At 59.4% G+C, this 19,782-nt stretch carries 19 protein-coding genes; 13 read left to right on the forward strand and 6 right to left on the reverse strand.

The genetic code is table 11. The annotated features are described in order from the left end of the window. Position 1 precedes the first annotated feature (1 nt). On the forward strand, positions 2 to 1,054 hold the full coding sequence (locus ACR0LW_RS18660) for an aromatic ring-hydroxylating dioxygenase subunit alpha (protein WP_480883887.1): 1,053 nt from the start codon (positions 2 to 4) through the stop codon (positions 1,052 to 1,054). On the opposite strand, the gene ACR0LW_RS18665 is transcribed toward ACR0LW_RS18660, so the two are convergent. Beyond that, the gene (locus tag ACR0LW_RS18665; RefSeq protein WP_480883889.1) at positions 1,043 to 2,149 is read right to left on the reverse strand and encodes a hypothetical protein; all 1,107 of its coding nucleotides are present in this window, start codon (positions 2,147 to 2,149) and stop codon (positions 1,043 to 1,045) included. The two genes, ACR0LW_RS18660 and ACR0LW_RS18665, sit on opposite strands and share 12 nt — an antisense overlap. Positions 2,150 to 2,288: 139 nt before the next feature. Here ACR0LW_RS18665 and ACR0LW_RS18670 point away from each other — a divergent pair, with 139 nt between their 5' ends. Then, complete coding sequence (locus tag ACR0LW_RS18670) at positions 2,289 to 2,870, forward strand: peroxidase-related enzyme (RefSeq protein ID WP_170631544.1); 582 nt, start codon at positions 2,289 to 2,291, stop codon at positions 2,868 to 2,870. Positions 2,871 to 2,887: 17 nt separating this feature from the next. Here the strand turns inward: ACR0LW_RS18670 and ACR0LW_RS18675 are convergent, their stop codons facing one another. Together ACR0LW_RS18675 and ACR0LW_RS18680 are read right to left on the reverse strand one after the other, a co-directional pair. Next, entirely contained in the window at positions 2,888 to 3,169 is a 282-nt protein-coding gene (locus ACR0LW_RS18675) for an SCP2 sterol-binding domain-containing protein (RefSeq protein ID WP_170520927.1), read from the reverse strand. Between the two features lie 153 nt (positions 3,170 to 3,322). Continuing rightward, on the reverse strand, positions 3,323 to 4,549 hold the full coding sequence (locus tag ACR0LW_RS18680; RefSeq protein ID WP_170520929.1) for an argininosuccinate synthase: 1,227 nt from the start codon (positions 4,547 to 4,549) through the stop codon (positions 3,323 to 3,325). Between the two features lie 289 nt (positions 4,550 to 4,838). Between ACR0LW_RS18680 and ACR0LW_RS18685 the strand changes: the two genes are divergently transcribed. Then, positions 4,839 to 5,459, forward strand: coding sequence for a threonine dehydratase (locus tag ACR0LW_RS18685; protein ID WP_480883892.1), 621 nt, complete (start codon positions 4,839 to 4,841; stop codon positions 5,457 to 5,459). A gap of 58 nt (positions 5,460 to 5,517) precedes the next feature. Beyond that, positions 5,518 to 6,744 carry a threonine ammonia-lyase IlvA gene (gene ilvA, locus ACR0LW_RS18690; RefSeq protein ID WP_480872942.1) on the forward strand — a complete coding sequence of 409 codons (1,227 nt, stop codon included), beginning with the start codon at positions 5,518 to 5,520 and terminating at the stop codon, positions 6,742 to 6,744. Here the strand turns inward: ilvA and ACR0LW_RS18695 are convergent. Next, positions 6,741 to 7,070: an Hpt domain-containing protein gene (locus ACR0LW_RS18695; RefSeq protein WP_480883894.1), complete on the reverse strand. Its 330-nt coding sequence runs from the start codon at positions 7,068 to 7,070 to the stop codon at positions 6,741 to 6,743. The two genes, ilvA and ACR0LW_RS18695, sit on opposite strands and share 4 nt — an antisense overlap. 158 nt (positions 7,071 to 7,228) lie before the next feature. Here ACR0LW_RS18695 and ACR0LW_RS18700 point away from each other — a divergent pair, with 158 nt between their 5' ends. Then, on the forward strand, positions 7,229 to 8,500 hold the full coding sequence (locus ACR0LW_RS18700; RefSeq protein ID WP_170520937.1) for a SpoIIE family protein phosphatase: 1,272 nt from the start codon (positions 7,229 to 7,231) through the stop codon (positions 8,498 to 8,500). On the opposite strand, the gene ACR0LW_RS18705 is transcribed toward ACR0LW_RS18700, so the two are convergent. Further along, entirely contained in the window at positions 8,497 to 8,940 is a 444-nt protein-coding gene (locus tag ACR0LW_RS18705) for an NUDIX hydrolase (protein WP_480883896.1), read from the reverse strand. The genes ACR0LW_RS18700 and ACR0LW_RS18705 overlap by 4 nt on opposite strands. Before the next feature lie 76 nt (positions 8,941 to 9,016). Here ACR0LW_RS18705 and hslO point away from each other — a divergent pair, with 76 nt between their 5' ends. From hslO to ACR0LW_RS18745, 8 genes are all read left to right on the forward strand, one after another. Next, the gene (gene hslO, locus ACR0LW_RS18710) at positions 9,017 to 10,003 is read left to right on the forward strand and encodes an Hsp33 family molecular chaperone HslO (protein WP_170520939.1); all 987 of its coding nucleotides are present in this window, start codon (positions 9,017 to 9,019) and stop codon (positions 10,001 to 10,003) included. Beyond that, positions 9,978 to 10,592: a CoA pyrophosphatase gene (locus ACR0LW_RS18715; RefSeq protein WP_480583312.1), complete on the forward strand. Its 615-nt coding sequence runs from the start codon at positions 9,978 to 9,980 to the stop codon at positions 10,590 to 10,592. Before hslO ends, ACR0LW_RS18715 begins: the two co-directional genes overlap by 26 nt. Further along, positions 10,589 to 11,743: a CCA tRNA nucleotidyltransferase gene (locus ACR0LW_RS18720; protein ID WP_480883898.1), complete on the forward strand. Its 1,155-nt coding sequence runs from the start codon at positions 10,589 to 10,591 to the stop codon at positions 11,741 to 11,743. The genes ACR0LW_RS18715 and ACR0LW_RS18720 overlap by 4 nt, the downstream gene beginning before the upstream one ends. Before the next feature lie 192 nt (positions 11,744 to 11,935). Beyond that, complete coding sequence (locus ACR0LW_RS18725; protein WP_480883900.1) at positions 11,936 to 13,774, forward strand: ABC transporter ATP-binding protein; 1,839 nt, start codon at positions 11,936 to 11,938, stop codon at positions 13,772 to 13,774. Continuing rightward, complete coding sequence (locus ACR0LW_RS18730) at positions 13,771 to 15,603, forward strand: ABC transporter ATP-binding protein (RefSeq protein WP_480883903.1); 1,833 nt, start codon at positions 13,771 to 13,773, stop codon at positions 15,601 to 15,603. The genes ACR0LW_RS18725 and ACR0LW_RS18730 overlap by 4 nt, the downstream gene beginning before the upstream one ends. 139 nt (positions 15,604 to 15,742) lie before the next feature. Further along, positions 15,743 to 16,972 carry a class I SAM-dependent RNA methyltransferase gene (locus ACR0LW_RS18735; RefSeq protein WP_480883905.1) on the forward strand — a complete coding sequence of 410 codons (1,230 nt, stop codon included), beginning with the start codon at positions 15,743 to 15,745 and terminating at the stop codon, positions 16,970 to 16,972. A gap of 15 nt (positions 16,973 to 16,987) precedes the next feature. Next, positions 16,988 to 17,773: an ion transporter gene (locus ACR0LW_RS18740; RefSeq protein ID WP_170520950.1), complete on the forward strand. Its 786-nt coding sequence runs from the start codon at positions 16,988 to 16,990 to the stop codon at positions 17,771 to 17,773. 59 nt (positions 17,774 to 17,832) lie between these two features. Next, a complete protein-coding gene (locus ACR0LW_RS18745) occupies positions 17,833 to 18,351 on the forward strand; it encodes a L,D-transpeptidase family protein (RefSeq protein ID WP_170453388.1) in 519 nt (172 codons plus the stop codon). Here the strand turns inward: ACR0LW_RS18745 and ACR0LW_RS18750 are convergent. Next, positions 18,335 to 19,780: a nodulation protein NodH gene (locus ACR0LW_RS18750; protein ID WP_480883908.1), complete on the reverse strand. Its 1,446-nt coding sequence runs from the start codon at positions 19,778 to 19,780 to the stop codon at positions 18,335 to 18,337. The genes ACR0LW_RS18745 and ACR0LW_RS18750 overlap by 17 nt on opposite strands. Positions 19,781 to 19,782 lie beyond the last annotated feature (2 nt).

Consider the following 19,782-nt stretch of genomic DNA (forward strand, 5'->3'; position numbering starts at 1 on the left):
CATGCGTCCTGATCTGGCCGGAGCCGAGGGCTTTATCCGAAACTGCTGGTATGTCGCAGGGCGCAGCGGGGATTTCGGTCGCGACCTCAGCCCGGTGCGGATGCTGAACGAAGAGATCGTGATCTACCGCGACACCAAAGGCGCGGCCATAGCGCTGGAAGATGCCTGTCCGCACCGCAAACTGCCCCTGTCGCGCGGAACGATCAAGGGCGATCATGTTGTTTGCGGCTATCACGGGCTGACCTTCGATTGCAGCGGCGAATGTGTGATCGCGCCAACGCAGTTGGACAACCCCCCGCGCCGCGCCGCTGTGCATTCCTACCCGGCCGAGGATCGCTGGGGGTTCCTGTGGCTATGGATGGGTGATCCGGCGCAGGCCAATCCGGATGACATCATCGACATCCCGAATTTCGACAACCCAAGCTGGGGCAAAACCCAGACCGGCGCGATGGAGATGGCGTGCCACTACCTGTACATCATCGACAATCTGCTGGACCCCAGCCATGTGGCCTGGGTGCATCTGACTTCATTTGCCGGGGCCGGAACCGACAACCGGCCCCTTGATCTGGAAGAGACCGAAAGCGGCGTCATCGTCTCACGCTGGATCGCGGACGAACCTGCACCGCCATACTATGCGCCGATCCTGCCCTTTGGCCCAACCTGCGACCGCAAGCAGCATTACGAATGCCGCCTGCCATCGACCGCGATCAACATGTCCGTCTATACGCCGGTGGGTGAGGGCGGGGCGGATCGTCCCATCTCGGACAATGCGTTCATCAATATCTCTTACAACTTCATCACGCCGGTGGATCACGAAAGCGCACGCTATTTCTGGTTCCAGCATCGCAACATGCATGCCGATGACGCGGCTATGTCCCAGCGGATGTTCGACGGCGCGGTTATGGCGTTCAACGAGGACAAAGAGGTGCTGGAATACGTCCAGACCGGTATGGCGCAGCGCAAATCCGGCTATATCAACCTTGGGCTGGATGCGGGCGCGATGCGGTTCCGGTCGCGGGTGGCGAAGATGATCGCGTCCGAATCAGTGGGCTGACAACCGGCCATTTGCGCCCTGACCGACCCGCTGTTCGGGCGCGTCAAAAACGGCTCTGATACAGGGGTATTCGTCCAGAACTGCCTGCCCGCCGGGGATCAGCTCGGGCCTGAAAATACCATTGTCCCAGATCGCCACACCATCCACGGCAATCGTCGGATCCAGTACGTTCAGCGAAATCTCACCCGGTGCGTAATGCCCGCAGGTGTGAAAATGCAACAGGCGGGGGTTGCCAAAAGCCGACCCGCTCCACCGTTCGAAATTCTCGAAAGCAGGCGCGGTATAGGCGCATCCCGGATGAATGCCAGCATGCCACGAGTGCATGGTCATCGGGTCCAGATCAAACATCTGCCCCACCTTCTGATAATGCATCTGTGCGCAGTGAACGTCCATGTCATGACCGGAAAACCCGGTCAAACGCCCGCTGTCAAAGTGAACCGCCAATGGCTCTCTCAGGTCGCAGCCATAAGGCTGATAGAATTTCGACCCAGTCCCCACAAGAAATCCATCCTGCATCACAATGCCGGAAAAGCCCTGGGCCGGGACGGGCGCAAAAACGGACATCGGAAAGCGCGCCACGCTGACATCCGCGGCGCCTTGCTTTGGATATGCGGCGCCCGGTCCGCTGAAATCCGTACCCAAGGGGCAGGTGACGCGGATGCGCTCGGCCCCGGCCATAACAGCGTTCACCGCGTTTTTCAGCGCAACAAACCCGGTATAGTTCGCCCGGCCAAAGCCCGAGGCCAGCATCTGCGCGTCCAACGCATAGGACATGATGGGCTGAATGCCCGACAAGCCCGTATCAAACCTGATCTGGTCGCCGGTGCGGGACAGGAACAGCGTTCGATCCGCAGCCTTCATATCGGCAATCAATTGATCGGACAGTTTGACTTCAATCGGGTCAAAAGGCACTGTTTGTACCGATGTGTCGATCTGCAGGGTGCGGGCGCAGTCCAGAATGGCCTGTCCGATCTCTTCATCGTAATAGGCGTTTCCGGGGTCTTCGCACAGAACAAGCAGGCGATCCCCCCGGGACAGGCCACCGCATCGCAGCAACAGGTTTTCAGCGCCTGAAAATAAATCAGACCGGTGCATTCCGTGTGCCCCTTACCAAGAATGATCCCAAGACTCGCTGGTCTGTTCACGATTTTGTTATAATCAAAAATCTCTTGCCAGTAAAAACTTTTACTGACACTCCCAAAAACACCGGCAATCAACCGCAGGAGAACCCCAGATGAGCGCCTGGATCGACATGATCCCCGATGAACAAGCCGAAGGTCGCCTGAAAGAGCTGTTGGACAAGGCGCGGACGCCGCACGGCACCGTCGACACCGTGATGCGGGTGCATTCGCTGCGGCCCGAGACGATGAACGGGCACGTCACGCTGTATCGGTCGGTCCTGCATTCACAGGACAACAAGCTGCCGTTCTGGTTTCTTGAGGTGGTGGCCAGCTATACCTCGATCCTGAACGATTGCACCTATTCGCTGACGCATCACTTCATGAATGTGCGCAATCTGCTGAAGGATCAGCCGCGCAGCGACCGGATTTTTGTCGCGCTCAAGGCGCATCGGCCCGAGGATGAGTTTGATGGCAAGGAACTGGCCTTGCTGCGCTATGCGGCCAAGCTGACTACGGATGTGGGAAAGATGGTGAAATCGGATTTCGAGGCGCTGAAAATCGCCGGGTGCGAGGATGGCGAAATCCTTGAGGTCAATCAGGTCTGCGCGTATTTCAACTATTCCAACCGGTTGCTGAACGGGCTGGGGGCCACGACCGAGAACGATGTGATCGGGTATTACAAAGGCGACGACTAGCCGGAGGTGGGCTGACCTCAGCCCAGCAACTGCCCCAGCTTCATAGCAACGCCCATATTGCCCGAGATCTTGAGTTTCCCCAGCGCAACGCCGGTCATCGGGTTCAGCTTGCCGGTCAGCAGTTTGCCCAGATTGTCTTTGGAAATCCGGATCGTGCAATCGGTGTCGCGATCCTGAGTGCTGGCGGTATTGTCGGCCAGAACGATCACCCCATCGTCGCCGCAATCGAATTTGAGCGAGCCATCAAAGCTTTTGCCGTTCAGGCCTTTTTGAATTCCGTCGGCAATCTCTTGCAGCATGATCTGTCCTTTCCAAGTTGAACTTTGCGTAAGGACAAACCCGGAGGTCAGGCAAGCCTGACGTGGCGGGAACTGACAGAGCGTTGATCGGATAAAGAAAACCCCGGCATCCTCAAGGGTCGCCGGGGTCGTAGGTTCAGTCTGTAGCGGCGGTTACTTCGCCAGGCGCTTGTCCCGCGCCGCCAGCAGTTTCAGGCGCAGCGCGTTCAGCTGGATAAAGCCTGCCGCATCGGTCTGGTCATAGGCACCGGCGTCTTCCTCAAAGGTCACATGCGCCTCGGAATAGAGCGAATGATCCGACCAGCGGCCCACGGTCGAGGCCAGACCTTTGTACAGCTTCACGCGGACGGTGCCGGTGACATGTTCTTGCGATTTGTCGATGGCGGCCTGTAGCATTTCCCGTTCGGGGCTGTACCAGAAGCCGTTATAGATCAGTTCCGCATATTGCGGCATCAACTGGTCTTTCAGATGCATCGCGCCGCGGTCCATGGTGATGGATTCAATGCCGCGATGCGCCTCCAGCAGGATGGTGCCGCCGGGGGTTTCATAGATACCGCGCGATTTCATGCCCACAAAACGGCCTTCGACCAGATCGAGACGTCCGATGCCGTGCTTGCCGCCATATTCGTTCAGCTTGGTCAGGATGGTCGCGGGGCTCATCGCCTCGCCATTGATGCTGACCGCGTCACCTTTTTCAAAGCCGATCTCGATGAACTCGGGCTGATCGGGTGCGTCCTCGGGGTGGACGGTGCGCTGATAGACGTAATCGGGTGCCATATCGGCGGGGTCTTCCAGAACCTTACCCTCGGATGAGGTGTGCAGCAGGTTGGCATCGACCGAGAACGGAGCTTCACCGCGTTTGTCCTTGGCAATCGGGATCTGGTTCTGTTCGGCAAACTCCAGCAGCTTGGTGCGGCTGGTCAGGTCCCATTCGCGCCACGGCGCGATCACCTTGATGTCGGGGTTCAGCGCGTAAGCCGCCAGCTCGAACCGCACCTGATCGTTGCCCTTGCCGGTCGCGCCATGGGCAACGGCATCGGCACCGGTCGCTTTAGCAATCTCGACCAGACGTTTCGAGATCAGCGGCCGCGCGATCGAAGTGCCCAGCAGGTACAGCCCTTCGTACTGCGCATTGGCGCGGAACATAGGGAAGACAAAGTCACGGACGAATTCTTCGCGGATGTCTTCGATATAGATGTTTTCGGGCTTGATCCCCAGCAGTTCAGCCTTTTGACGGGCGGGTTCCAGTTCCTCGCCCTGACCCAGATCGGCGGTGAAGGTGACGACCTCACAGCCATATTCGGTCTGCAGCCATTTCAGGATGATCGAGGTATCAAGGCCACCGGAATAGGCCAGAACAACTTTCTTGGGCGCGGACATCTGACTTCCCCTTATTCGTAAGACGATTGGCCCCTAACGGGTTTTGAACGCGGGGGCAAGTTATGTGCGTTGACCACGTCCGGGAATTAGGGTGAAACGAGGCGATAGAGAACAAGAATTGGTTGAGAGGCGCGGTTTTCGGATGTTGGGCTGGAAGATATTTGTGCATTCGGTGCGGATGGTTTTGGGCAATTTCAGGCAGGCCTTGCAGATCGGTCTCGTTCCTGTTGCACTCTGGTTTGGCGGTGCAATTGTCGTGTTTGTCGCGGCGAGTATTTTGCAAAGGATGATGTCCCCCGGGGGACCGGAAAACGATCTGTTCTCATCAGGGAATGCAACGATCTTCCTAGTCCTGATCGTGATCTGGATTGGCATGCTGATTACGGCATGCTGGATCGTTGTCGAATGGCACCGATTTGTATTGCTGGCCGAATACCCGACGGGATGGATTCCGCAGTTCCGGGTTGATCGCGTGTTGTCCTATGTCGGCCACGGGTTTTTGTTGGGTCTTGCCGCCGTTATCCTGTTGATACCAGTCGCGATTGCCTCTGGCATTGCCTCTTCGATGTCTCAGTCGTCGGGCATTGTTGTGCTGGGTCTTGGGGCGCTGGGCGTAATCGTCTGCCTGTACCGGCTGGTCGTGTTGCTGCCAGCTGCCGCGATTGGTCAGCCCCTGACGTTCAAACAGGCATGGGACGCGACCCGAGGTGCCGAGGGCGCGATCTTTGTTTTGCTGATCGTGTCCGGGCTTATTCAGGGTGCGGTGAACCTCATCACAGCGCCATTGATGGGTGTTTCGATTGTCGGAGCGCTGGTTGTTTTTGCAGTCACGTTGATCCTCTACCTTGTCAATGTCAGCATCCTGACCACGATGTACGGTGTTTTCGTCGAAAAGCGCGAGCTTTCCTGACCCGCGTACACATATGTATTCCTTGCCCTTTTAGTCGGGATGGGTCAGTGAAACGGTCATGAGTGATTTCATGACCCGCGCCCGCGCTGCCGAACAGGCGATGCGCACTGTTTTCCCTGCAACGCCGTTGCAGCGGAATGCGCATCTGTCTGACCGTTATGGCGCCGATATCTGGCTCAAGCGCGAAGACCTCAGCCCGGTGCGGTCTTACAAGATTCGCGGCGCGTTCAATGCCATGCGCAAGCAGCAGGGGCAGGACCTGTTCGTCTGCGCCAGCGCCGGCAATCACGCGCAGGGCGTGGCCTTCATGTGCAAGCATCTGGACGTCAAAGGCGTGATCTTCATGCCGGTGACAACCCCGCAGCAGAAGATCCAGAAGACTCGCATCTTTGGCGGGGACAATATCGAGATTCATCTGACCGGCGACTATTTCGATGACACTCTGGCCGCCGCGCAGGCCTGGTGCGCGCAAAAGGGCGGGCATTTCCTGTCGCCCTTTGATGATGAAGACGTGATCGAAGGGCAGGCCTCATTGGCGGTCGAGATCGAGCAACAGCTTGGTGATGTACCCGATCATCTGCTGTTGCCGGTGGGCGGCGGCGGTATGTCGGCGGGCGTAGCAACGTGGTTCGGCGATCGCACGCATTGCCTGTTTGTCGAGCCTGCGGGCGGGGCGTGCCTGCGCGCGGCTTTGGCGGCGGGGCATCCGGTGTCACTGGATCAGGTGGATACGTTCGTCGACGGGGCCGCCGTTGGCCGGATCGGCGCGAAACCCTTTGACCTGCTGCGCTCTCGCCATTTGTCGGATGTTCTGGTGATGTCCGAGGATCGCATATGCGCCACCATGATCGAAATGCTGAATGTCGAAGGCATCGTTCTGGAACCCGCCGGGGCGCTGGCGGTTGAGGCGGTGGGCGATGTGCAAAGCTTTGTCCGGGGCAAGACGGTGGTCTGCGTTACCTCAGGTGGTAATTTCGACTTTGAACGCCTGCCCGAGGTCAAGGAGCGGGCTCAGCGCTATTCCGGGGTCAAAAAATACTTTATCCTGCGCCTGCCGCAGCGTCCCGGCGCGTTGAAAGAGTTCCTGAACATCCTCGGCCCCGAAGATGACATCGCCCGATTCGAATACATGAAGAAATCGGCCCGCAATTTCGGCTCGGTCCTGATCGGCATCGAAACCCGCAAGCCCGAGAATTTCATGCGCCTGTTTGCGCACCTTGATGAGGCCGGGTTCACCTATACTGACATCACCGAGGATGAGACCCTGGCGCAGTTTGTGATCTAGGTCAGGTTCTGGGCCAGATCCGCCTGAAACACCGATTTGGATGCGTCATAGACGGTCAGGATTTCGGACAGATCCACCTCGGCCGCATGACCGGCTGCGGCGCGCCGCTCACCATCCTGACAGAGTCTTGAGAACTGGTCGAACCCAAGGCTCAGCGCGCTGCCTTTCAGGAAATGCAGGTTCTGTTCCAGCTCAAGCCGCCGGGTATCGGCGTGCAGGCGGGCGATGACCTCTTGCACTTCATCCAGAAAGATCTGGATAACCTCGTCAAACTCATCCGCGCCGACCTCGTCCCGCAACTGTCTGACTCGGGGCCAGTGGATCATTGTCATCCTCCTGCATCGGATTGGGCTGACCCTTGGTAGCTCGGTACGGGTAAATGTCGGGTTAAACTCCGAGGGGCCCGAGGGCCTTCACCTGATGTTAAACCCCCGGGCGATACGGTCACTCTGTCCCGGTCAGAGGAACAGCATGGGGTTGCAGAGTGCCAGCGGCAAATCTTGAGGAAACCAGATCGGATCTGGATTTCGGCGCGATCCGAAAGGTGCTGGTTGTGGATGACAGCCGCCTGCAACGTCGGATTCTGGTTGCCTCGCTCAAGAAATGGGGCTTCGAGGTGCTTGAGGCCGACACTGGCGAAGCCGCTATCGAGTTATGCGCCCGGTCCGTGCCCGATCTTGTGCTCAGCGATTGGGTCATGCCGGGGATGAGCGGGCTGGAGTTCTGCCGCGCCTTCCGCGCGCTTGAGGCCGAGCATTACAGCTATTTCATCCTGTTGACCTCAAAAAGCGAAAAGCAGGAGGTCGCGCGCGGCCTTGATGCCGGGGCCGATGATTTCCTGATCAAACCGCTTGAGGCCGATGAACTGCGCGCCCGTATATCGGCAGGGGCGCGAATTCTGGATATGCAGCGCGAATTGTCCGAAAAGAACCGGCTGATCGAATCCGCCTTGGACGAGTTGAAGCTGGCCCATGACGCTATCGACAAGGACCTGATGCAGGCCCGCAAGATTCAGGAATCGCTGGTGCCTGAACTGACGCAGACATTCGGCAAATCCCGCGTCAGTCTGTTGTTGAAACCCTGCGGTCATATTGGTGGTGATCTGGTGGGCATGTTCTCACCCGGTCCAAACCGGCTGGGTTTCTACAGCATTGACGTGTCGGGCCATGGCATCACCTCGGCCATGATGACGGCGCGGCTGGGTGGCTATCTGTCCAGCAAGCATTTCGATCAGAACGTGGCGATGGAGCGTCGTTTCGATAAATTCTACGCCCTGTTGCCGCCGGATGAGGTGGCCGGGATGCTGAATATGCGGTTGATGGCGGATGCCGGTATCGAGGAGTACTTCACGATGGTTTACGCCATCGTCGATCTGCGCAACGGGCATATGAAGCTGGTACAGGCCGGGCACCCGCATCCTTTGGTTTTGCGCAAGGATGGCAGCACCGAGTTTCTGGGCGAAGGGGGGTTGCCGATCGGGTTGATCTCGGACGTGTCGTTTCAGCAGATCGAAACCCAACTGCATCCGGGGGATCGGCTATTGCTGTATTCCGATGGGTTCACCGAATGCCATCTGGCAGAGGGCGGATTGCTGGAAGAGGAGGGTTTGCGCGACATGGCCCTGGACTGCGCCACCGGGCGCGGCGGGTCCGAATTTCTGGACGATATGTTCTGGCGCCTGACGCAACTCATGTCCCCTGATGGTGGCATGTGCGATGACGTGTCGGCGGTGTATTTCGAGTATAACGGCCCCTAAAGGCGACCAAGATGCAGGCTGGCAAAGTGGCGATCACCGTCATTGCCCAGCAGTTCGACCGCATCCGCGGTGTCCATCCAAAGCGCCTCGTGAATATCTTCGGTAGGTGGACCCATACGGCGGACCGGGCGCGCACGATAGATCAGGCAGACCTTCTCGGCCCACAGGTCATATTCCGGCATATAGGTGAACCGGCGAAATGCCCCCACGCGTTCCGGTTTGGCGATGCGCCAACCTGTTTCCTCATAAACCTCGCGATGCAGCGCGGTAACAGGCGATTCGCCTGGGTCGATCCCGCCACCGGGCAGTTGCAGATCCGGGCCCGGTTCGGTCTGGCAGGTCAGCAGCAGGCTTCTGCCGCGCGGCAGCAAAGCGTAAACACCAACCCTTTGGGTGTATCTGCGCCCGGGTTCGGGGGTTTCGCCAAACCGTCTGATCATGTATGGCCCCTTACAACCCAATCTCTGCGACCTATATGGTGCCGGTATGCCAACCCTTGGCGTGTAAGGAAACCCCATGTCTCTTGGAACAAAAATCGCGTGGGACGATACCGTCCTGCCCTTTCAACTCGATGTATCGGATATGCGCGGGCGCGTGGCCCGTCTGGATGGCGTGCTGGACGGCATCCTGAAGCAGCATGACTACCCCGAACAGGTTGAGGCTTTGGTGGCCGAGATGGCCCTGCTGACCGCGTTGATCGGCCAGACCGTTTCGCTGCGCTGGAAACTGTCCTTGCAGGTGCAATCCAAGGGCGCGGTGCGGATGATCGCCACGGATTATTATGCACCGAAGGTCGAGGGCGAACCGGCCCGCATCCGGGCCTATGCCAGTTTCGACCGGGATCGCCTGACAGATTCCGCCCCCTTCGATCAGGTGGGTGAGGGGTATTTTGCGATCATGATCGATCAGGGCGAAGGCACCCAGCCCTATCAGGGCATCACCCCGCTGGCCGGAGGCTCGATCAGCGCCTGCGCTGAAGCGTATTTTGCCCAGTCAGAACAGTTGCCGACCCGCTTCTCGCTCAGCTTCGGCAAATCGACCGAGCCGGGTGTGGGCGAACATTGGCGCGCGGGCGGTATCATGTTGCAGCACATGCCCAAAGCCTCGCCCTTTGCGGCCTCGGGCGAGGGTACCGGCGAGATCCTGACCGCAAATGATCTGGTTGATGGCGAAGAGGGCGAGAACTGGGGCCGTGTCAACATCCTGCTGGATACGGTCGAAGATCTTGAGATGATCGGCCCTTCGGTCGCGCCCACCGACCTTTTGGTTCGCCTGTTCCACGAGGAAGGGCCGCGCGTCTATGACGCGCAGGCGGTGCAGTTTGGCTGTACCTGCTCCGAGGAACGTGTGCGCCAAAGCCTGTCGATCTATTCGGCCAAGGACATCGAAAAGATGACCACGCCCGAAGGACAGGTGACAGCCGATTGTCAGTTCTGCGGGGCCCACTATGTGCTCGATCCCGCAACGGTTGGATTTGATGCAGAAGACGCCAGCGGTGCATGACCTTACCGCCCGCATTGCTGCGGCCTTGCGTCGTCCGGGTTACGGGTCCAGCGATTTTGACCTGAACCCGGAAACCGTGCTTCCGCCCGGGCGCAAATTGCGTCCGGCGGGGGTGTTGGTGCCGATCCTGCTGACCGGCGATGAACCGCATCTGATTCTGACCAAACGATCATCCGCCCTGAAACACCATCCCGGTCAGATCGCCTTTCCGGGTGGCAAGCAGGATGAAGGGGATGTGGACATCACCGCCGCAGCCTTGCGCGAGGCGCGCGAGGAAATCGGCCTGCCGCCCGATCTGCCCGAAGTGATCGGGTTTTTGCCTGACCATGAAACCGTGACTTCGTTTTCGATGACCCCGGTGGTTGCCATCGTCCGGCAGGGGTTTGACCCCGTGCCCGAACCCGGCGAAGTCGACGAGGTTTTCTCGGTTCCGCTTGCACATGTGCTGGACCCTGCGAATTATGTGATCGAGTCGCGCAGATGGCGGGGTCAGCGGCGCAGGTATTACGCCGTGCCCTATGGCCCCTATTACATCTGGGGCGCGACCGCCCGCATATTGCGCGGGTTGGCAGCACGGGTGAGTGAATGAAGCAGATCAGCGCGGCCTGGGTTTCAGATCCAGCAACTCAGAGGGTTTGCGCGGCCCTGACCAAAGGCGGGGCGCAGGCCCTGTTTGTCGGGGGCTGCGTGCGCAATGCCCTGCTGGGCGCGCCGGTCTCGGATATCGACATTGCGACCGATGCGCTGCCGAACCGGGTGGTTGATCTGGCACAGGCCGCAGGCCTCAAGGCGATTCCGACCGGGATTGACCATGGTACAGTCACCGTGGTCTGCGATCACATCCCGCATGAGATCACCACCTTTCGCCGCGATGTTGAAACCGATGGTCGCCGGGCCGTTGTCGCCTTTTCCGAGAAGGTCGAGGAAGACGCAGCGCGGCGCGATTTCACCATGAACGCGATCTATGCCCGGCCCGATGGCACCGTGTTAGACCCGCTTTCGGGCCTGCCCGATCTTGAGGCACGCCGCGTGCACTTCATCGGAACCGCCCAAAACCGTATCCGCGAGGATTACCTGCGCTCGCTGCGGTATTTCCGGTTTCACGCCTGGTATGGCGATGCCGAGGCCGGGTTCGATGCGGATGCCTTGGCGGCGATCGCGGGCAATCTGGACGGGCTGTCCACCCTGTCCCGCGAACGCGTCGGGGCCGAGTTGCTGAAACTGCTGGCTGCGCCCGATCCAGCCCCGTCAGTTGCCGCGATGCGCAGCACTGGCGTTCTGGCGCGTCTTTTGCCCGGTGCCAATGACCGTGCGCTTGCGCCGCTAGTGGCGATTGAACAGGCCGCAGGGGCCGAACCCGAGCCAGTGCGCCGCCTTGCCGCCATAGCCTCGCCCGAAGACGCCGCGACCCTGCGCCTCAGCCGGTCTCAATTGCAACGGTTGACCCGAATGCGGGAAGAAGCACAGGCACCGACCAGCGTGGCTGAACTGGGCTATCGATACGGGGATGAGGGCGGCCTGCACGAAACCCTGTTGCGCTGCGCGTTTCTGGAAGAACCATGGTCCGAGGACCTGAGGACACAGTTGCACAGCGGCGCAGCCGCACGCTTTCCGATCAAGGCGGCAGATCTGATCCCCGATTTCACCGGCCCCGCGTTGGGCCAAAAACTGGCCGAGCTTGAGGCGCGCTGGATCGCGTCGGGCTTCACCCTGACCCGCGAGGATTTGCTGACCGGCTGACGGGAAGTCTCAAAAGGGGATGACAAACCAACGGGTTTGTGGTTACGTGCGCCTGTCACATGGATGGAGGAATGCGAATGTATTACGGGATCTGGTTCGGCTAAAGCCGGGACACTTGCCCCGTAAAGGGTGGTGTTCAGGCGCCATTCTTCTTCGCACGTCTTTTGTTTTGCTCAATCGGAGCACGCTTCCATGTTTCGCTATTTCGAAAACCTTGTTGACCCTTTTGTCGCCTATCATGAGACTGACACGCCGCCGACGCGGCTGTGGCCCTTCATGCTGGAATACTCGCGGCCATTCTTTCGCGTGTTCGTATGGGCAACGCTGCTGTCCATTGTTGTCGCTGGGGTCGAGGTCGGCCTGATCTATTACATGGGACGCGTTGTGGACTTGCTTGGCGGGTCTCCGGCCAATGTATGGAAGGATCACGGGACAGAATTGCTGTTGATGGCTGCGTTTATCCTTTTGTTGCGGCCAATTTTGCACATTCTGGACGTGCTTGTGATCAACAACGCGATCCTGCCTCAGTATGGCACGCTGTTTCGTTGGCGGGCCCACAAGCACGTTTTGCGCCAGTCGGTTAGCTGGTTTGAAAACGACTTTGCCGGGCGCATCGCCAACCGGATCATGCAGACCCCGCCCGCCGCTGGCGAGGTGGTGTTTCAGGTTTTCGACGCGATTTCTTTCTCGCTGGCCTATCTGGTCGGGGCTGCAATCCTGCTGATGGCGGCAGACACGCGGCTGTTGTTGCCGCTTTTGATCTGGTTTGCGCTTTATGTCGTGTTGGTCAACTGGGCGGTTCGGCGCGTCGGTCCTGCGTCACAGGCCGCATCGGATGCGCGTTCGACCGTGACGGGCCGCGTGGTGGACAGCTATACAAACATCCACTCGGTCAAGATGTTCGCGCATGCAGATCAAGAGATGGACTACGCGAAGGAAGCGATTTCCGAAACGCGTCGCACCGTTCAGGTCGAGATGCGGATTTTCACCATCATGGACGCCATTCTCGTCGTGCTGAATGGCTTCCTTATCGTGGGCGTAGTCGGCTGGGCCATCGTTCTGTGGATGCAAGGCCAAGCCTCAGTTGGTGTAGTGGCGGCTGCAACCGCCCTGACCCTGCGCTTGAACGCCATGACCGGGTGGATCATGTGGGCGCTGACCAGCCTGTTCCGCCAGCTTGGCGTTGTGGCCGAGGGGTTGGAGACAATTGCGCAACCGATCCAATTGCTGGATGCACCTGATGCAAGGCCATTACAACTGGGCACAGGTGAGATCGAAATTCGCGACCTGTCGCACCATTATGGCCGTGAAACCGGTGGTCTGGATCACATCAACCTGACGATCAATCCGGGTGAAAAGATCGGCTTGATCGGGCGATCCGGCGCGGGGAAATCGACCCTAGTTAAGCTGCTTTTGCGGTTTTACGACGTTGAACGCGGTGCGATTCTGATCGACGGCCAGAACATCGCGGGTGTCACGCAGGACAGCTTGCGCAGTCATATCGGGATGGTCCAGCAGGACAGCGCCTTGCTGCACCGCTCGGTGCGCGACAACATCCTCTATGGTCGTCCCGACGCGACCGAGGAACAGATGGTTGCCGCCGCCAAACAAGCCGAAGCGCATGAGTTCATTCTGGACCTGCAAGACCCGCAGGGGCGCACCGGCTATGACGCCCATGTGGGCGAGCGGGGCGTTAAGCTGTCCGGCGGTCAACGGCAGCGGGTAACTCTGGCGCGCGTAATCCTGAAGGATGCGCCGATCCTGTTGTTGGACGAAGCGACATCCGCCCTAGATTCCGAGGTCGAAGCGTCGATTCAGGAAACTCTCTACGGCATGATGCAAGGTAAAACCGTGATCGCCATTGCCCACAGGCTCAGCACCATCGCGCAGATGGACCGCATTCTGGTGATGGATGCCGGTCGCATCGTCGAAGAGGGCGCGCATTCCGACCTTTTGGCGCAGGGTGGCCTTTACGCGCAGTTCTGGGCGCGGCAATCTGGCGGCTTCATGAACCCGGAGGCCGCGGAATGAGGGTTGCTGACCTCATAAACCCGTTCAAGAACATCGAAACGCCCCCACCGCAGACGTTGGGGGCGTTCATTCGCTGGAGTCTGTCCGGCGCCTGGCCCATGCTGTTTGTCGCGGCCTTCTTCTCGGCCACTGCTGGCGCGATGGAGGCGGTCACGGCCTGGATTCTGGGCGAGGTGATCAATGTCGCAACCTCCAGCGGCCCCGAAAACTTTCTGACCGCCGAGAACATGTGGATGATCTTCGCAGCGGTGGTCTTTTTCATGCTGCTGCGTCCGATCCTGTTTGGCCTGTCGTCGGTGTCGAACAACTATATCGTCATGCCCAATATCACGCCCTTGGTGCTGGCCAAGCTGAACCGCTGGACGCTGGGCCAGTCGGTGACCTATTTCGACGATGATTTCGCCGGGCGGATCGCCCAGAAGCAGATGCAGACGTCCAACGCCATGGCCTCGGTCGTTTCGGAAACGATCAGCGCGATTGTGTTTGCCTTGGCTTCATTGGTCGGTTCTTTGCTTTTGTTAGGGTCTATTCATCCGCTGGTGATGCTGCCCTTCGCCGGCTGGTTGGCGGTCTATTTTCTGCTGGTTCGCTGGTACTTGCCGCGCATCCGCAAGCTGTCGGGGGCTCGGGCCGGGGCACGGGCGATGGTGTCGGGGCAGGTTGTTGACACGATCACCAACATCAAAACGGTCAAGCTGTTCGCCCATTCCGCGTTCGAGGATCAGGCCGCGCGTGATTCGATGGTGGAACTGCGCGAGCGGTCGCTAGATTTCGGCAAACTCTCTGCAAGTTTCCGTTTCATCCTGATGACACTGGCTGGCGTTTTGCCCGTGCTGCTGCTGGGCGCGACCCTGTGGCTGTGGCAGTTCGGCATGGCAACCGCTGGTGATATCGTGGCCGCAGGTGCTGTTTCGATCCGGATCGCGCAGATGACCGGCTGGGTCAGTTTCACGCTGATGGGCCTTTACGCCAATGTTGGTGAGATCGAGAACGGGATGAAGACACTGGCCAAGCGCGACCGGGTCGAGGATGCCGCGCAGGCCACGGACTTGGTGGTGACCGAAGGTGGCATCGCCTTTGACGCGGTCAGCTTTGCCTATGGCCGCGATATCGGCGGTGTGGCCGACCTGAATCTGACCGTCAAACCGGGTGAGAAATTGGGCATCGTTGGCGCGTCCGGGGCGGGGAAATCCACGCTCGTGTCGCTGTTGCTCAGGCTCTATGACGGGGAAAACGGCGCTATTCGCATCGACGGGCAGGACGTGTCGCAGGTGACGCAGGACAGTCTGCGCCGTCAGATCGGCATGGTCACGCAGGAAACCGCGATGTTCAACCGTTCGGCTCGTGAGAATATCCTCTATGGTCGCCCGGATGCGTCCGAGGCGGAAATGATCGAAGCCGCCGAAAAGGCTGAGGCGCATGAGTTCATTCTGAGCCTGGAAGATGCGCAGGGTCGCAAAGGATACGATGCGCATCTGGGCGAGCGCGGTGTGAAGCTATCCGGTGGTCAGCGGCAGAGGATCGCCTTAGCCCGCGCCATCCTGAAAGACGCTCCGATTCTGGTGCTGGATGAGGCGACATCGGCACTGGATTCCGAAGTTGAGGCTTCGATCCAAACCGCGTTGCATCGGGTCATGCAGGGTAAAACCGTTCTGGCGATCGCGCACCGCCTGTCAACGCTCAGCGAAATGGACCGGATCGTTGTTCTGGATCACGGGCGGATCGTTGAAACCGGCACGCATGAGGCGCTTTTGGATCAGGGCGGGCTGTATGCGCGGTTCTGGCATCGCCAGTCGGGCGGGTTCATTCAGGCTGAAGCCGCGGAATAGGGGTCTTTGCGTTTCTTGAACCAAACAGCATCGAAATGCGCGTTCGACCGAAGGGAGAGGCGGCGTATTGCGATCCAAAGTAATCGCAAAGTGCCCTAGGGGGTTTTGTTGTGGACAAACCGCCGTTATCAGCCACGTCATGACGCAGACCTTCACCATAATCCGCCTCGGGCATCAGGGCGACGGTATCGCCGATGGCCCCGTCTACGCGCCGCGAACCTTACCCGGTGAGGTGGTGAGCGGTACTCTGCACGGTCAGATTCTGACCGATATCCGGGTGGAAACACCATCCGATCAGCGGGTGAAAGCCCCTTGTCGGCATTACAAGGCCTGCGGCGGGTGCCAATTGCAGCATGCCTCAGACGCGTTCGTGGCCGACTGGAAGGTTGCGGTGGTGCGCAACGCGCTGGCCGCGCAGGGGCTCGATGCCCCGATGCGGCCAATTCACACGTCGCCCGAACGGTCCCGCCGTCGGGCAACGATTGCCGTACGGCGGACGAAAAAGGGCACGCTGGCCGGGTTTCACGGGCGAGCGTCGGACACGATCACCGAAATCCCGGATTGTCACCTGCTGGACCCCGCATTGATCGCCGCCATTCCGGTGGCCGAGGCTTTGGCCCTGTTGGGCGGCAGCCGCAAGGGCGTGCTGGCCGTGACGCTGACCCTGTCCGAGGGCGGGCTGGATGTGGCGGTCAAAGGCGGCAAACCACTGGACGGCTCGCTGGAGCTGGCTCTGGCGCAAGAAACCGAGAAACACGGGCTGGCAAGGCTCAGCTGGGATGACGAGGTGATCGCGATGCGACACGCCCCTGTCCAGCGCTTCGGCATCGCTGCTGTGACACCTCCGCCGGGTGCGTTCCTGCAAGCTACAAAGGATGGTGAACAGGCTCTAACACAGGCTGTATTGGAGGCAACCCAAGGCGCAAAGCGGGTCGTCGACCTGTTTGCCGGCAGCGGCACATTCTCACTGCCACTGGCGCAGATGGCCGAGGTTCATGCGGTCGAGGGCGAGGCCGAGATGACACAAGCCTTGGATCGGGGCTGGCGCAGGGCGACCGGTCTGAAACGCATCACGGTCGAGGCGCGCGACCTGTTTCGCCGCCCCTTGATGCCGGATGAGCTAAAGTCGTTCGACGCCGTTGTTCTTGACCCACCCCGCGCCGGGGCCGAGGCACAGGTGGCAGAGCTTGCGCAGGCACGTCCAGCGGTCATTGCCTATGTCTCATGCAATCCGGTCACCTTTGCGCGCGACACCAAAGCGCTTGTCGATGCGGGCTATACCCTTGAATGGGTGCAGGTCGTTGACCAATTTCGGTGGTCGTCACATACGGAACTGGCCGCGCGGTTCGTGCTGAACCCCGCATCCTAAGGAGACAGGCAAGGCATGGGGTTCAAACAGCGTTTGCTGAGCATTATCGAGGCACCGGCTTTTGGTCGGTTCATCACTGGCGTCATCATCTTCAACGCGATTCTGTTGGGGATGGAAACCTCGCCCGTACTGATGGAAGCCGCAGGCCCGCTGATCGTGACGCTCGACAAGTTGTGCCTGGCGATCTTTGTCGCCGAAATTGCGATGAAACTGATCGCCACCGGGCGTAACTTCTTCAAAAGCGGCTGGAACCTGTTTGATTTTCTGATCGTGGGCGTTGCCCTTGTCCCCAGTGCGGGCGGCCTGTCCGTGTTGCGGGCGCTGCGAATCCTGCGGGTTCTGCGCGTGATCTCGGTCGCGCCGCGACTGCGCCGGGTGGTCGAAGGGTTCATCTCGGCCCTGCCGGGCATGGCCAGCGTATTCCTGCTGATGGCGATCCTGTTCTATATCGGCGCGGTGATTTCGACCAAGCTGTTCTCGTATTCCTTCCCGGACTGGTTCGGCGATCTGGGTCTGTCTGCCTATACGCTGTTCCAAATCATGACACTGGAAAGCTGGTCCATGGGCATCGTGCGCCCGGTGATGGAGGTTTATCCCTACGCCTGGCTGTTCTTTGTGCCCTTCATCATGGTCACCACCTTCGCGGTGGTGAACCTGCTGGTCGGTCTGATCGTGAATTCGATGCAGGATGCGCACCATGCCGAAGATGAGGTGAAAACCGACGCCTACCGGGATGAGGTGCTGGAACGGCTGGAAGCCATTGAACAACGGCTTATTCAGCAATCAAACATCAAAAAGTGATTTCAGTTTTTTGTTTTTTTGGCATAATACGCAAAAAAAAGAGCAGCAGGCAGTGAAACATGGATCGTCGAGCATTTGGATTGGGGGCGATGGCAACGCTGAGCCTTTCGGCTTGTGCCTCAGCCAGCCCCAGATTTCTGACCTATAACGGACCCGAGGTGACGTCTCTTGTGGTGAACAAGGGCGCGCGCAAGCTTTATCTTCTGCATAACGAGCAGGTCCTGCGCGACTATGACGTTGATCTGGGTTTTGCGCCCCGGGGCACCAAGACCAAGCGTGGCGATGGTCGCACGCCCGAAGGCACATATCTGATCGACCGCCGCAACCCGCGCAGCCGGTATCACCTGTCTTTGGGGATTTCCTATCCCAACTCGGAAGACATCGCGCAGGCCAAGGCCGCAGGTGTTGATCCGGGCGGCGACATCTTCATTCACGGCCAGCCCAACCTGCGGTCAGAACTGCGGCGCGCGAAAAAGACGCCGGATTGGACAGCGGGCTGTATCGCGGTCAAGAATGACGAGATGGAAGAGATCTACGCGATGGTTGGCCGGGGTACGCTGATCACTCTGCGCCCCTGACCGGTCGCCAATCGCCAAATCCGAATTGCACGAAGTCGCGCTGGTAGGTTTCTGCTGCCAGCGCCTGCAATTTGGCATCGCAGATTTCGTCCAGGCGATAGGGTTCTTCCGAAGTGCCATTGTTGGGCATTGGCGGGTTTGCGTGGCCCATCCTGCGGGCCAGATCAGGCAGGGCAACGGACAGCTCACCCTCGCGCAGGATCAGGTCGGGCAGGGCGAATTTCGAAACCCCTGCCAGCGCTTCTGATTGGGTGCACCAAGCTGCATCCACCCGGATCGGCGTCTGCCCGGCAAGGTTATGGCGCAGGAAGGTCAGGAAGGCGGAAAACGCCTCATAATGCTGATCCATTGAATAGTTATGCGCGCGGATTTGGCCGGGGATCGGCAGTTTGAAGCGGTTGCGCAATTGTTTGCGGATGTCCTCGTAACACTCTGGTCCGGTGTTCAGGATATGTCGGCAAAAGGCCGTATGCGCGCGCGCCAGCGGGTGGCGCAGCACGGTGAATTTACGGTGTCCGGGCGTGGCGCGCATCCAGTCTTGCACCTCCTGCCGCGAGGGGCTGGTTATCAGGCCATCTGTGCCAACATTGTCCAGCGTGGCCATCCACTGATGAATGACCGGATCGATTCCGCCGTGCACCGGCATATAAAGCAGCCGAGATTGTGGCGCGATCACATACCCTTCAACCGCCGGTCCGCGCTTGGGTTCAAAATACGGGCTGCGGTGCATGGACAGCAGGTCAAGCCCGGACAGGTCTCGCTGCATCTGGTCCGGGTTTGTGACCTTGGACAGCGCCGGGATCGGGTTTTGCGGTTTCAGCAGGTCGTCCAACTGGCTCAGACGCGCCGGAATGCCCAGCCAGTCGGCCAGCCCGTTCAGAACGTCCATCCGGGTCAAATCGTAATAATCGATGTAAAATGCGCTTTGGCCGGTGCGTTGCAGGTGGGTGTGGACCTGATGCAGGAAGCCTTGGCGCTGATCCAGATAGTCCGAGAACTCTGGCCCATCAAACTCGACCTGTGCCTCAAGCCGCCGTTTGATGTTCTTCAACTGCCACTGTTTGGTTTTACGCACGATCTTCAGCGACAGGTAACTGTCCAGAGGGTTACGCGTCAGAATGATCTTGGCGCAGCGCGGGTCGTTCAGGACCGGGTCCAGCACCCTTGGGTCGTGTTCCTGAAAATAGCGAAAACCGTTCAGATCGCCTGTATCTGCGCGCATGGCCTCGATCAGCCGCGCCGGGTCCTCATCGCGTTCCTCCAGCGAGATGCCCAGCACGTCCTGCGCTTTGACGCGGCCAATGAAATGGGGATTGAATGCCTCGCCATGGCAGGTGATTCCGTCCAGCGCGTTCAGGTTCGACTCCAGCAGGTTCGAACCGGTTCGCATCGCAGCCAATACGATGAAATAGTCAAACTTACGCGTCATCG

It is taken from the genome of Ruegeria sp. N4 (assembly GCF_056531425.1).

What these genes read in the sequence shown, in the direction of transcription:
- ACR0LW_RS18715 (WP_480583312.1), top strand. Translation starts at nt 9,978, where the DNA reads ATGCAGAAGACGCCAGCGGTGCATGACCTTACCGCCCGCATTGCTGCG.
- hslO (WP_170520939.1), top strand. Translation starts at nt 9,017, where the DNA reads ATGTCTCTTGGAACAAAAATCGCGTGGGACGATACCGTCCTGCCCTTT.
- ACR0LW_RS18745 (WP_170453388.1), top strand. Translation starts at nt 17,833, where the DNA reads ATGGATCGTCGAGCATTTGGATTGGGGGCGATGGCAACGCTGAGCCTT.
- ACR0LW_RS18670 (WP_170631544.1), top strand. Translation starts at nt 2,289, where the DNA reads ATGAGCGCCTGGATCGACATGATCCCCGATGAACAAGCCGAAGGTCGC.
- ACR0LW_RS18725 (WP_480883900.1), top strand. Translation starts at nt 11,936, where the DNA reads ATGTTTCGCTATTTCGAAAACCTTGTTGACCCTTTTGTCGCCTATCAT.
- ACR0LW_RS18675 (WP_170520927.1), bottom strand. Translation starts at nt 3,169, where the DNA reads ATGCTGCAAGAGATTGCCGACGGAATTCAAAAAGGCCTGAACGGCAAA.
- ACR0LW_RS18695 (WP_480883894.1), bottom strand. Translation starts at nt 7,070, where the DNA reads ATGATCCACTGGCCCCGAGTCAGACAGTTGCGGGACGAGGTCGGCGCG.
- ACR0LW_RS18720 (WP_480883898.1), top strand. Translation starts at nt 10,589, where the DNA reads ATGAAGCAGATCAGCGCGGCCTGGGTTTCAGATCCAGCAACTCAGAGG.
- ACR0LW_RS18660 (WP_480883887.1), top strand. Translation starts at nt 2, where the DNA reads ATGCGTCCTGATCTGGCCGGAGCCGAGGGCTTTATCCGAAACTGCTGG.
- ACR0LW_RS18665 (WP_480883889.1), bottom strand. Translation starts at nt 2,149, where the DNA reads ATGCACCGGTCTGATTTATTTTCAGGCGCTGAAAACCTGTTGCTGCGA.
- ACR0LW_RS18705 (WP_480883896.1), bottom strand. Translation starts at nt 8,940, where the DNA reads ATGATCAGACGGTTTGGCGAAACCCCCGAACCCGGGCGCAGATACACC.
- ACR0LW_RS18735 (WP_480883905.1), top strand. Translation starts at nt 15,743, where the DNA reads ATGACGCAGACCTTCACCATAATCCGCCTCGGGCATCAGGGCGACGGT.
- ACR0LW_RS18685 (WP_480883892.1), top strand. Translation starts at nt 4,839, where the DNA reads ATGTCCCCCGGGGGACCGGAAAACGATCTGTTCTCATCAGGGAATGCA.
- ACR0LW_RS18750 (WP_480883908.1), bottom strand. Translation starts at nt 19,780, where the DNA reads ATGACGCGTAAGTTTGACTATTTCATCGTATTGGCTGCGATGCGAACC.
- ilvA (WP_480872942.1), top strand. Translation starts at nt 5,518, where the DNA reads ATGAGTGATTTCATGACCCGCGCCCGCGCTGCCGAACAGGCGATGCGC.
- ACR0LW_RS18680 (WP_170520929.1), bottom strand. Translation starts at nt 4,549, where the DNA reads ATGTCCGCGCCCAAGAAAGTTGTTCTGGCCTATTCCGGTGGCCTTGAT.
- ACR0LW_RS18730 (WP_480883903.1), top strand. Translation starts at nt 13,771, where the DNA reads ATGAGGGTTGCTGACCTCATAAACCCGTTCAAGAACATCGAAACGCCC.
- ACR0LW_RS18740 (WP_170520950.1), top strand. Translation starts at nt 16,988, where the DNA reads ATGGGGTTCAAACAGCGTTTGCTGAGCATTATCGAGGCACCGGCTTTT.